This window comes from Mesorhizobium sp. M4B.F.Ca.ET.143.01.1.1, assembly GCF_004792275.1.
GTDB lineage: Bacteria > Pseudomonadota > Alphaproteobacteria > Rhizobiales > Rhizobiaceae > Mesorhizobium > Mesorhizobium abyssinicae.
Genome location: NZ_SRSR01000002.1, coordinates 452,052 through 464,421, shown reverse-complemented (window position 1 = coordinate 464,421; position 12,370 = coordinate 452,052). Strand labels below are relative to the sequence as shown.

Here is a 12,370-nt window from a genome sequence, read left to right as displayed (position 1 = left end):
GCCGCCCCCAGCACATCCTGCTCGAGAAAACCGGTTGTTGGCATGAAGATTCGCGTCGCGCTCGTTTCCGCACTGCTGGCCGTTTCCGGCTGCACGACGCTGAGCCGGGGCGGCCCGGACGCCGGCGTCACGCCGGCCGCTACGCCGCCGGCCGGCGGCAAGGTGGCCACCACGATCATTTCGGCCATGCACGGCGGCCTTGTCGGCGGATCGATCGGCTCCGGCCTCGACGACACCGACAAGCGCAAGGCGCTGGAAGCCGAATACAAGGCGCTCGAATACACGGCGAGCGGCCAGAAGGTGACCTGGAAGGGCGACAGCACCGGCCATTCCGGCGAAGTCGTCGCAGCTCAGCCGTATAGGGTGGGTTCGCAGGACTGCCGGCAGTACACCCATACCGTCTTCACCGGCACCGCCAGCGCCACCGCGCGCGGTACCGCCTGCCGCAACGGCGACGGCAGCTGGACGCCGCTGACCTGACCAATGCATGTCGCCCAAAAGTGTGAAGCGGTTTTGGGACAACGACATGCATCAAGAAGAAACCGGCCAGAGGCCTGTCGGGTTGACGTCGATCAATGACGGGCGGACGCTTGGCCGTCAAAGCGTCGCAGCGTGCCTGTGTTGGCAGGGCAGGGCTCTGCCGTTATTGGAAGAACCATGCTGTTCTGGGTCATAGCCGCGATCCTCACGCTGGGCGCCAGCCTGGCGGTGCTGCTGCCGCTGGCCGGCGGCACCAAGGGCGCGTCCAGCGCCGGCGAGCATGACCTCGAAGTCTATCGCGACCAGTTGTCGGAACTCGACCGCGACGTGGCGCGTGACCTGATCCAGCCGGCGGAGGCTGAGGAAGCGCGCGCCGAAATCGGTCGTCGCATCCTGCGCCTGGGCGCTGCTGGTCAGTCCGGCCCGGCCGCCCGGCGGTCATCCATGGCGACCAGGCTGGTCGCGACGGCGGCCGTGCTGGCGGTGCCGCTGGTCAGCTGGGGCCTCTATATCAAGCTCGGCTCGCCCGACCTGCCGTCGCAGCCTCTGACGGAGAGGCTCGCCAAGAACCCCGCCGACTCCTCGGTCGACGAGCTGGTGGCGCGTGCCGAGGCGCATCTTGCCGCCAACCCGTCCGATGGCAGGGGCTGGGACGTGCTGGCGCCTGTCTATCTGCGGCTGCAGCGCTATTCCGACGCGGTCAGCGCCTACCGCAACGCCATCCGCCTCGACGGCGACAGCGCGGCCCGCCAGGCCGGTCTCGGCGAGGCGATCGCCAACGCCGCCGGCGGCATCGTCTCGGCCGAGGCTCAGGCTGCCTTCGAGGCGGCGCTGAAGCAGGACCCCGCCAATGCGAAGGCGAGCTTCTATCTGGCGATGGGCCTGGCGCAGGAAGGCCGTACCGGCGAGGCGACGGCGGCCTGGCAAAAGATGCTGGCCGCGCTGCCGCCGGACTCTCCGTGGCGCGGCGCGGTCGAGCAGGCGCTGGCCGACACGGCAAGCAAGTCCGCTGCGGCGGGCGCCCCCGCCAACGGCCCGGACGCGCAAGCCGTGGACGCCGCTCAGCAGATGTCGCCGCAGGACAGGCAAGCGATGATCGAGACCATGGTCGCCAGCCTCGACGAAAAGCTCAAGCAAAACCCGCGCGATGTGGAAGGATGGATGCGGCTCATTCGTTCCTATGCGGTGCTCGGCAAGGCCGACCAGGCGCGCGATGCGCTCGGCCGCGCCATTGCCGCCTTTGGCGCCGGCAGCGAGGAAGCGAAGAAATTCACCGCCTTTGCCGCCACGCTCGGCCTGGCGGCGACGGAGTAGACGATGACGCGCAAGCAGAAGCGACTGTCGGTGATCGTGGCCGGGCTGACATTCCTCGCCGCCGCGACCGGTCTCACCTTCTACGCGCTTGGCCAGAAGGCGTCCTATTTCTACATGCCCGGCGATCTGGCCACGGCGACTGTCGAGCCCGGCCAGCGCATCCGCCTCGGCGGTCTTGTCGAAAAGGGCACGATCGTGCGCGGGCAGGGCGCGACGGTCGCCTTTTCGGTGACCGACAAGCAGAAATCGGTCAAGGTCACCTATACTGGAATCCTGCCCGACCTGTTTCGCGAGGAGCAGGGCGTCATCACAGAAGGCAGCTTTGGCGCGGACGGCATTTTCGTCGCTGACAGCGTGCTTGCCAAGCATGACGAGCGCTACATGCCGAAGGAAGTCGCCGACGGGCTGAAGGCCAAGGGTGTCTGGCAGGAAAGCAAGAGCGAATAATGGTCGAAACCGGACATTTCGCGCTCGTCCTGGCCTTTGCGCTGTCATTGGTGCAGATGCTGGTGCCGCTTTATGGCGCGCGCGTCGGCAACCTGAAAATGATGGCGGTTGGCGGTCCGGTGGCGGTCACCGGCTTCGCGCTCTCCGCGCTGTCCTTCGCCGCGCTGGCCAGCGCCTATGCGGGTTCCGATTTCTCGGTGGCGAGCGTCTGGGAGAACTCGCACTCGCTGCAGCCGCTGATCTACAGGATCACCGGTACCTGGGGCAACCACGAGGGCTCGATGCTGCTCTGGGTGCTGATCCTGACCTTTTTCGGCGCGCTTGTCGCCGTCTTCGGCTCAAACCTGCCGGCGACGCTCAGGGCCAATGTGCTCGCCGTGCAAGGGGCGATCGGCGCCGCCTTCTTCCTGTTCATCCTGGCGACGTCCAATCCCTTTATCCGGCTCAACCCGGCGCCGATCGAGGGCCGCGATTTGAACCCTATCCTGCAGGACCTCGGCCTCGCCATCCATCCGCCGCTGCTCTATCTCGGCTATGTCGGCTTCTCGATCTGTTTCTCCTTTTCGGTCGCCGCGCTCATCGAGGGCCGCATCGACGCCTCCTGGGCGCGCTGGGTGCGGCCATGGACGCTGGTCGCCTGGATGTTCCTCACCGGCGGCATCGCCATGGGCTCCTACTGGGCCTATTACGAGCTCGGCTGGGGCGGTTTCTGGTTCTGGGACCCGGTCGAGAACGCCTCCTTCATGCCGTGGCTCGCGGGCACGGCGTTGCTCCATTCGGCGATCGTGATGGAGAAACGCTCGGCGCTGAAGATATGGACGCTGCTGCTCGCGATCCTCACCTTCTCGCTGTCGCTGCTCGGCACCTTCCTGGTGCGCTCCGGCGTGCTGACGTCGGTGCATGCCTTTGCCACTGACCCGGCGCGCGGCGTTTTCATCCTCTGCATCCTGACGCTGTTCATCGGCGGTTCGCTGGCGCTGTTCGCGCTGCGCGCCTCGAGGCTGACCGCCGGCGGCCTGTTCCATCCGATCTCGCGCGAGGGCGCGCTGGTCCTCAACAATCTCTTCCTCACCACCGCCACGGCCACGGTGCTGGTCGGCACGCTCTATCCGCTGGCGCTCGAAGCCATCACCGGCGGCAAGATCTCGGTCGGCGCGCCCTTCTTCGACCTCACCTTCGGTCCGCTGATGCTGCCGCTCTTGGCGATCGTGCCGTTCGGACCGCTGCTTGCCTGGAAGCGCGGCGACGTCCTTGCCGCCGCCCAGCGGCTGATGGCGGCCTTCGCGGCAGCACTTGCCGCCGTGCTGGTGACGGCGCTGTTCATCGACGGCGCCTCGGTGTTCGCCGCCCTTGGCGTCGGTCTCGCCGTCTGGCTGCTCTGCGGCGCGCTCACCGATCTCGCCGTCAAGTCCGGGCTCGGCAATGTTGCGCCGGCGGTCGTGCTCAGCCGCTTTACCGGCCTGCCGCGCTCGGTGTTCGGCACCGCGCTCGCGCATCTCGGCCTTGGCCTGACCCTGCTCGGCATAGTCGGCACTGTCTCATTCGGCACCGAGAAGATCCTGACCATGCACGCCGGCGAAACGGTGGAGCTCTCCGGTAACACGCTGCGCTTCGAGGGCCTCTACCCGGCGCAAGGACCGAACTACAGCGAGGACCGTGGCCGCTTCCTCGTCATCGGCGCCGACGGCAACGCCAGCGGCGAGATCAGTTCGGCCAAGCGCTTCTATCCGGTGCGGCAGATGACGACCACCGAGTCCGGCATCAGGACGATCGGGTTCAGCCAGCTCTATCTGTCGCTCGGCGACGAGGGCAATGACGGCTCCGTCGTCGTTCGGCTGTGGTGGAAGCCGCTGGTGACGCTGATCTGGGGCGGCGCCCTGGTGATGATGGCGGGCGCTTTGATGTCGCTGATGGACCGCCGCCTGCGCGTCGGTGCGCCGTCGCGGCGCCGTAAGCCGGCCGGCGCCGCGCCTGCCGTGAGCGCGCCATGAAGGTCAGGGTTTCGCTCGCCTCGCTGGCGTTGCTGCTGGGCCTGGTCTTCGCCGGCAGCGCCTTCGCGGTGAAGCCCGACGAGGTGCTCGCCGATCCGGCGCTGGAGGCGAGGGCGCGCGCGCTCTCGGAAGGCCTGCGCTGCATGGTCTGCCAGAACCAGTCGATCGACGAATCCGACGCCGACCTCGCCCGCGACCTGCGCATCCTGGTGCGCCAGCGCCTCGTTGCCGGCGACAGCGACCAGCAGGTGATGGACTACATCGTCTCCCGCTATGGCGAGTTCGTGCTGTTGAAGCCGCGCTTCAGCCTGCGCAACGCGCTGCTGTGGGGCACGCCGGTCGTTCTTCTCCTTGCCGGCGGGTTGTTCATCCTGCTCAGCGCCCGCTCACGCCGCTCGGCCCCCGCGAACACGCTCACCGCCGAGGAGCAGGCGGCGCTGGACAAGATGCTGCGCGACTGAGCGCCAACATTACAAAACTTTCATGTACTGGAAATGGCGCCGTAATGTGCGGCTCTCTATTCCTCTTGCCGGAGGATGCCAGCCTGAGCGCATCCCTTGTGAAAGAGGATACGAGACCCATGAACATTGCCCCCAATTCATATTTCGGCACCCGCAAGCGCCTGACCGCGACCGTTGCGTCGCTGGTTGTCATCGGCGCGCTCGGCGTCGGCGCGCTCGCCACCGGAACCGCCCCCGTTCTGGCCGATGCAGTGCGTGTCGAGGCGCCGCAGGTTCCAAGCTTCGCCGATGTCGTCGAGCGCGTTTCCCCGGCCGTCGTCAGCGTCAAAGTCAAGGCCAAGATCGAGCCCGCCGCCGATGACGGTTCCGACCAGTCCGACGATCAGGACGGCATGAACAACCTGCCCGACAATCCGCAGCTGCGCCGCTTCTTCAAGGAATTCCGTGGCTTCGGCGATCAGGGCGGCCAGTTCGGCATGCGCCGTTTCAATCACCGCGGCCACAATGACGGCCAGCCGCGCCCGGTCGCTCAGGGCTCCGGCTTCTTCATCTCCGATGACGGCTACCTCGTCACCAACAACCATGTCGTCGAAGAGGGCTCCGCTTTCACCGTGGTGATGAACGACGGCAAGGAGCTCGACGCCAAGCTGATCGGCACCGATCCGCGCACCGATCTCGCCGTGCTCAAGGTCGAAGGCGATGGCAAGTTCACCTATGTCGACTTCGCCGACGATTCCAAGGTTCGCGTCGGTGACTGGGTGGTGGCCGTCGGCAATCCGTTCGGCCTTGGCGGCACCGTGACCGCCGGCATCGTCTCGGCCCGCGGCCGCGATATCGGTGCCGGCCCCTATGACGACTTCCTGCAGATCGACGCCTCGGTAAATCGCGGCAATTCGGGCGGCCCGACCTTCAACCTCAACGGCCAGGTCGTCGGCATCAACACCGCGATCTTCTCGCCCTCGGGCGGCAGCGTCGGCATCGCCTTCGACATCCCGGCCTCGACCGCCAAGGAAGTGGTGCAGGACCTGATGAAGAGCGGCTCCGTCCAGCGCGGCTGGCTGGGCGTCGAGATCCAGCCGGTCACCTCCGACATCGCCGAGTCACTCGGACTGAAGTCCGAAAAGGGCGCGCTGGTGTCGAGCGCCCAGGACGACGGCCCCGGCAAGAAGGCAGGTATTGCCGCCGGCGATGTCATCACCCAGGTCGACGGCAAGGACGTCGCTTCGCCGAAAGAGCTCGCCCGTCTGATCGGCGCCTACGCGCCAGGCAAGTTGGTGGATGTCACCGTGTGGCGCGACGGCAAGAGCGAGAACGTCAAGGTCGACCTCGGCAAGCTGCCGGCGGGCGACAAGCAGGCGTCGAACGATGACAGCAAGCAGCCGGCGACGCCAAAGGCCGATACGCTGGCCGATCTCGGCCTCACCGTCACCAAGTCGGATAACGGCAAGGGGCTGGTGGTCACCGATGTCGATCCCGACAGCGACGCCGCCGATCGCGGCATCCAGCCCGGCGATGTCATCACCTCGGTCAACTCGACCGAGGTGAGCGGCACGGCAGATGTCGACAAGGCGATGGCCGACGCCGTGAAGTCGGGCCGCAAGGCGGTGCTGGTGCAGATCACCCGCGACGACGCGAACCGCTTCGTCGCGCTGCCCGTCGCCAAGGGCTGACGATCGCGCAACTTTTCCCGAAGCGGCGGTTTCAACACCCCCGAGCCGCCGCAGGGGAAAGCACGGGGCCCGAATACGTTAGTCAGTCACCGTGTTCCGACCCCGGCGGCAGCGGGCTTCCCATCGCCCGCTGCCGCTCCCAACCATCAAAGGCCCTGATGCTCATGCCGGCCACTCAATCTCAGAGCGAAATCGCGTATAACGGCTCTATGAAGATTCTCGTCATAGAAGACGATCGCGAGGCCGCCGACTATCTGCAGAAGGCCTTTGCCGAGGCCGGCCACACCGCCCATGTCGCCGGCGACGGCGAAACCGGCTTCGCGCTCGCCGATGCCGGCGACTATGACGTCATGGTTGTCGATCGCATGATGCCGCGCCGCGACGGCCTGTCGGTGATCGCCGGCCTGCGCTCCAGGGGCAACACGACGCCGGTGCTGATCCTGTCGGCGCTGGGCGAGGTCGACGATCGCGTCACCGGCCTGCGCGCCGGCGGCGACGACTACCTGACCAAGCCCTATGCCTTTTCGGAACTGCTCGCCCGCGTCGAGGTGCTGAACCGCCGCGCCAGCGCCAGGGAAGCCGAAACCGTCTACCGGGTCGGCGATCTCGAGCTCGACCGGCTCTCCCATTCGGTCCGTCGCGCCGCGCGCGAGATCACGCTGCAGCCGCGCGAGTTCCGCCTGCTCGAATATCTGATGCGCCATGCCGGCCAGGTGGTGACGCGGACCATGCTGCTCGAGAATGTCTGGGACTATCATTTCGATCCGCAGACCAACGTCATCGATGTCCACGTCTCGCGCCTGCGCGGCAAGATCGAGAAGGGTTTCGACAAGCCGATCCTGCACACGGTTCGCGGCGCCGGCTATATGCTGAAGGGCGGGTAGCACCTGCCATGGCATTGTCCGTGCCCGCCATCATGAGGACGACGGCAGCGCGGCTCTCGGCGCTCTATTTCCTGCTCTTCGCCCTGTGCGCCGTGCTGCTGGTCTTCTACATGACCTCGCTGTCGGCGCGCATGCTGACCGCGCAGACGCAGGAGACCATCAACGATGAGGTGCTCGGGCTTGCCCGCGCCTATCAGCGCGGCGGGCTGCCGGTGCTGGTGCGCGTCGTCGAAGCCCGGTCCCGCCAGCCCGGCGCCAATCTCTATCTCATCGCCGACACCAACGGCCAGATCCTGACCGGCAACGTGCAGAGCCTGGCGCCCGGGGTGATCGAGACCGAGGGCTGGACGACCGAGCCGTTCTCATACCAGCGCTTCGGCGAGGGCGAGCTCGAACGGCAGCGCAATCAGGCTCCCGACCAGACCACGCCCCCGGCCGGCGAGAGCGAGACGCAGGCCGAGGGCGAGAAGGGCCACAACGCGATCGCGCTGGTGCTGAGACTTCCCAACCAGATGATCATGCTGGTCGGCCGCGACCTCGGCGAGCCCGAGCGCTTCCGCGCCGTCATCCGCCGCGCCCTGATGCTGGCGCTGGGCATGATGGGACTTGGCGGGCTCTTGATCTGGTTCTTCGTCGGGCGCGCCGCGCTGAAGCGCATCGACAGTGTGTCCGAGGCCAGCCGCCGCATCATGGGCGGCGACCTTACCGGTCGTCTCCCGGTCACTGGCGCCGGCGACGAGTTCGATCGCCTGTCCGAGAACCTCAACGCCATGCTGGCCAGGATCGCCAAGCTGAACGAGGGGCTGAAGCAGGTTTCCGACAACATCGCGCATGATCTGAAGACGCCGCTGACCAGGCTGCGCAACCGCGCCGAGGCAACGCTTGCCGGCCGGCAAAGGACCCCCGACTACCGGCAGGCGCTGGAAAGCACGATTGCCGAATCCGACCAGCTGATAAAGACCTTCAACGCCATCCTGATGATCTCCAGGCTGGAGGCCGGCTATTCCTCGGAGACCACCAGCCCGGTCGATCTTGCGGCAGCCGTCCGCGACGTCGTCGAGCTCTACGAGCCGGTGGCCGAAGAGGCTGGCGTGACAATCGAGACCTCCGTCGAGGAGGATTTCGCCGTCAACGGCAATCGCGAACTGATCGGCCAGGCGCTTTCGAACATCGTCGACAATGCCATCAAATATTCGACCGACTCGACGACGAAGCCGTCCGTTCGCGTGGCGCTACAGCACATCGACAGGGAAGTCAGGCTGTCGGTCACGGACAATGGCCAGGGCATTCCCGACGATGCCGATCGCGCCCGGGTGACCGAGCGCTTCGTGCGGCTGGAGAAGAGCCGCTCGCAGCCAGGGTCGGGCCTGGGCCTGAGCCTCGCCAAGGCGATCATGACTTTCCACAAGGGCAGGCTTGATCTTCTGCCCGCCAATCCCGGATTGTCCGTTATCATGAGTTTTCCCGCACGGGCGAACCAATGATGGCGGTGAGGATGGCTGCGAAACGCATTGATACCGAATGGCGCCTGCAACCGGCGGCAACGCTTTTGCCGCTGGACGCAGATCGCGCAAGGCGCGAATTGTCGGAAATCGCTTCGGCGGCCGCGGAAGAAGGCCTTGCCCGCCTGGAAACATTCCTGGCGGCCGAGGGCGTGGACCAGGACCTCCTGGCCGCCGTCTTCGACCTGTCGCCATTCCTGCGCGATGTGGCGCGCCGCCGCCCGCAAATCCTCGATGTCTTGTTCGACGCCGATGTGAAGGCTCGGCTGGCGGCGATCGGCGAGGCCATTGGCAAGGCGGCGCGGGCCGAGACGGTCTCCGAACAGAGCCTGATGATGGAGCTTAGGCAGTGCAAGACGGAAGCCCATTTCCTGATCGCCTTGGCCGATCTCGCCGGCGAGGCCGAGCCAGCGCTGACCGTGCGGCGCCTCAGCGACCTCGCCGACGCCTGCACCCGCGCCGCCGTCGATTTCCTGCTGCGCGACGCGCACGGGCAGGGCAAGCTCAGATTGCCCAACCCCGAAAACCCGGCGCGCCAGTCGGGCTGGATCCTGCTCGGCATGGGCAAGCTCGGCGCGCATGAGCTGAATTTTTCGTCCGACATCGACCTCGTCGTCTTCTTCGATCCCGACGCGCCGGCGATCGTCGATCCGCTCGATGCGACGGAATTGTTTGCGCGCCTCACACGCCGCCTCGTGCGGATCCTCCAGGACCGCACCGAGCATGGCTATGTCTTCCGCACCGATTTGAGGCTGCGGCCAGATCCCGGCTCGACGCCGCTGGCGATACCGGTCGAGGCGGCGCTTCACTACTATGAGGGGCGCGGCCAGAACTGGGAGCGCGCCGCCATGATCAAGGCGCGTCCGGTGGCCGGCGATCTCGCCGCGGGCGCTGCGTTCCTGAAAGAGCTGCAGCCTTATGTCTGGCGCAAATACATGGACTACGCGGCAATCGCCGACGTCCACTCGATCAAGCGCCAGATCCATGCGCATAAGGGCCATGGCGAGATCGCGGTCAAGGGCCACAACGTCAAGCTCGGCCGCGGCGGCATCCGCGAGATCGAGTTCTTTGTCCAGACGCAGCAGTTGATTGCCGGCGGCCGCTTCCCGGAACTGCGCGGCCGCGAGACGGTGCCGATGCTCGGCCAGCTTGCCGCCCGCGGCTGGATCACCGCCGACGCGCGCGATGCCCTCGCCCGGCAATACTGGTTCCTGCGCCGCGTTGAGCATGCCATCCAGATGGTCGCGGACGAGCAGACCCATATCCTGCCCGAGAGCGACGAGGGGCTGGAGCGCATCGCCCGCATGCTCGGCTTTGTCGACCAGCCGAGCTTCGCCGAGGCCTTCCGCGCCTCGCTGCAGCAGGTCGAGCGTCATTACGCGGCGCTGTTCGAGACCGCGCCGGAACTTTCGGCCGGCGTCGGCAACCTGGTCTTCACCGGCGACGTCGACGATCCCGATACGCTGCAGACTTTGCAGCGCCTCGGCTTCCAGCGGCCGAGCGACATCTGCCGCGTCATTCGCGGCTGGCATTTCGGCCGCTACCGCGTCACCCTGTCGGCGGAGGCGCGCGAGCGGCTGACCGAACTGACGCCGGCGCTGCTCAAGGCTTTCGGCCAGACGCGGCGGGCCGACGAGGCGGTGATGCGCTTCGACGAGTTCCTTGCCGGCCTGCCCGCCGGCATCCAGCTTTTCTCGCTGCTGCAATCCAACCCGGCGCTGCTGAAATTGATGGCGACGATCATGGGCGCCGCCCCGAGGCTTGCCGCCATCATCACGCGCCGGCCGCATGTCTTCGACGGCCTGCTCGATCCGGCTCTGCTCGCCGAACTGCCCGACCGCGCCTATCTCTCGGCGCGGCTCGCCGCTTTCATCGAGGGCGACCGCGCCTACGAGGACGTGCTCGATCGCTTGCGCATCTTTGCCTCGGAACAAAAATTCCTGATCGGCGTCAGGCTGCTTGCCGGCGCCATCGATCCGGCCCGCGCCGGCCGCGCCTTTTCCGACCTTGCCGATCTCACCATCGAGGCGGCATTGCAGGCGGTCATCGCCGAATTCGCGCTGCGCCACGGCAGCATCGCCGGCGGCACGGTGGCGCTGCTCGGCATGGGCAAGCTCGGCAGCCGCGAGCTGACGGCGGGCTCCGATGTCGACCTGATCCTGCTCTACGACCACGATCCGGACGCGGAGGAGTCCGACGGCGACAAGCCGCTTGCGCCCTCCCACTACTATACCCGCATGACGCAGCGCCTGATTGCGGCCGTCTCGGCCCCCACGGCCGAGGGCGTGCTCTACGAGCTGGACCTTCGCTTGCGCCCCTCCGGCAACAAGGGGCCGGTCGCCACCCACGTCGATGCCTTCAAGAAGTACCAGCGCCAGGACGCCTGGACCTGGGAGCACATGGCGCTGGCGCGGGCGCGCGCCATAGGCGGTGACGCCGCACTCTGCGCCGAGGTGGAGACGGAGGTGGCCGCCGTGCTGGCCCTGCAGCGCGACGCCGCCAAGGTGGTGGCCGAGGCGTCGGAGATGCGCGCGCTGATCGAGAAGGAAAAGCCGCCGCGCGACCGCTGGGACATCAAGCTGATCCCGGGCGGCCTGATCGATCTCGAATTCATCGCCCAGGTGGCGGTGCTCACCGGCCATGTCGTCGAGGCCGGCCGCAGGGTGACCGCGACGGCCGACATCCTGGCGCGGCTTTCTCCCGATTTCGCCGGCGCCGATGTCAGGCAGCAGCTGTGCGATGCCTACACGCTCTATCTCGCGCTGACCCAGATGATCAGGCTCTGCCTCACCGGTGAGTTCCAGCGCGACGACGTGCCGCCGGGGCTCTCGGATCTGCTTCTGGCGGTGACCGACCTGCCGGATTTCGCTGTTCTGGAAGCGCATCTCAAGGAGACGTCGCGAAAGGTCAGACAGGATTTCGACCTCTTGCTGCGTGCTAAGAACTCATGACGAAGGGATGAATGTTACGGCGAGAGCGTCGAGCCCGATGCGGAGGAAATCCGATGCTCGAACAAAGAGATGGATGGCGGCCTGAATCTGATTGAGAGGTTGCCGTCCTGGCATCGGGGGTGACGATGCAACAGGAGAAGACCATGAGAAAGTCTACCAAGCTTGCCCTTGCTTTCATGGCGCTCGCGGGCGCTGTCGGCACCACGGCCTATGCCGAAAACAATGCCAGCGCCAAAATGCGTGACGACATGATGCAGCGCCTCGACGAGGCGCTGAAGGGCCCCAACGGCGCCATCACCTTCGACCAGTTCTCCGACGCCATGGACTCGCGGCTGAAGAAGCTCGTCGCCGAGAATGGCGGCAAGCTGACTGTCGGCGAGCTCGCCGACGCGCTGGAGAAGGCGCGCTTCGAGCGCATGGCAAGGCGCATCATCGCGCGCTTCGACACCAGGGGCGACGGCACGCTGACCGCAGACGACATCACGAGCCGCCAGAAGAAGCTGTTCGCCATGCTGGACAGGAACAATGACGGCAAGATCGAAAAGGGCGAACTGCCGAAGGGCGGCCGCTTCGGACGTCATCGGCAGTGGGACGGCGGGGACGGCGACGACGGCGTGCAGTGAGGCGCGCCCGGCGGCTTTGGCGACGCAAGCCGCCGGAGCCGCATGGT

General features: G+C 66.7%; 10 protein-coding genes. All 10 read left to right on the top strand.

The annotated features are described in order from the left end of the window. Window positions 1–42: 42 nt before the first annotated feature. The 10 genes from EN786_RS06500 to EN786_RS06455 all read left to right on the top strand — a co-directional run bounded on the left by EN786_RS06500 (window position 43) and on the right by EN786_RS06455 (window position 12,323). Window positions 43–480, top strand: coding sequence for an RT0821/Lpp0805 family surface protein (locus tag EN786_RS06500; RefSeq protein ID WP_127284047.1), 438 nt, complete (start codon window positions 43–45; stop codon window positions 478–480). A 177-nt stretch (window positions 481–657) separates the two neighbouring features. After that, window positions 658–1,794, top strand: a complete 1,137-nt coding sequence (ccmI, locus tag EN786_RS06495; RefSeq protein ID WP_127311859.1) for a c-type cytochrome biogenesis protein CcmI — start codon at window positions 658–660, stop codon at window positions 1,792–1,794. A gap of 3 nt (window positions 1,795–1,797) precedes the next feature. Beyond that, complete coding sequence (gene ccmE / locus EN786_RS06490) at window positions 1,798–2,241, top strand: cytochrome c maturation protein CcmE (RefSeq protein ID WP_127311860.1); 444 nt, start codon at window positions 1,798–1,800, stop codon at window positions 2,239–2,241. Next, window positions 2,241–4,232 carry a heme lyase CcmF/NrfE family subunit gene (locus EN786_RS06485; protein WP_127311861.1) on the top strand — a complete coding sequence of 664 codons (1,992 nt, stop codon included), beginning with the start codon at window positions 2,241–2,243 and terminating at the stop codon, window positions 4,230–4,232. The genes ccmE and EN786_RS06485 overlap by 1 nt, the downstream gene beginning before the upstream one ends. Then, a complete protein-coding gene (locus tag EN786_RS06480) occupies window positions 4,229–4,693 on the top strand; it encodes a cytochrome c-type biogenesis protein (protein ID WP_135908083.1) in 465 nt (154 codons plus the stop codon). Before EN786_RS06485 ends, EN786_RS06480 begins: the two co-directional genes overlap by 4 nt. A 119-nt stretch (window positions 4,694–4,812) precedes the next feature. Beyond that, on the top strand, window positions 4,813–6,363 hold the full coding sequence (locus EN786_RS06475) for a Do family serine endopeptidase (protein WP_127310087.1): 1,551 nt from the start codon (window positions 4,813–4,815) through the stop codon (window positions 6,361–6,363). A gap of 209 nt (window positions 6,364–6,572) precedes the next feature. Then, window positions 6,573–7,247: a response regulator transcription factor gene (locus tag EN786_RS06470; protein WP_187331196.1), complete on the top strand. Its 675-nt coding sequence runs from the start codon at window positions 6,573–6,575 to the stop codon at window positions 7,245–7,247. Window positions 7,248–7,255: 8 nt separating this feature from the next. Beyond that, window positions 7,256–8,731: a HAMP domain-containing sensor histidine kinase gene (locus EN786_RS06465; RefSeq protein ID WP_127310086.1), complete on the top strand. Its 1,476-nt coding sequence runs from the start codon at window positions 7,256–7,258 to the stop codon at window positions 8,729–8,731. Further along, on the top strand, window positions 8,731–11,700 hold the full coding sequence (locus EN786_RS06460) for a bifunctional [glutamine synthetase] adenylyltransferase/[glutamine synthetase]-adenylyl-L-tyrosine phosphorylase (RefSeq protein ID WP_189340461.1): 2,970 nt from the start codon (window positions 8,731–8,733) through the stop codon (window positions 11,698–11,700). The genes EN786_RS06465 and EN786_RS06460 overlap by 1 nt, the downstream gene beginning before the upstream one ends. A 143-nt stretch (window positions 11,701–11,843) precedes the next feature. Next, a complete protein-coding gene (locus EN786_RS06455; protein WP_127310084.1) occupies window positions 11,844–12,323 on the top strand; it encodes a hypothetical protein in 480 nt (159 codons plus the stop codon). The last annotated feature ends 47 nt before the right edge of the window (window positions 12,324–12,370 follow it).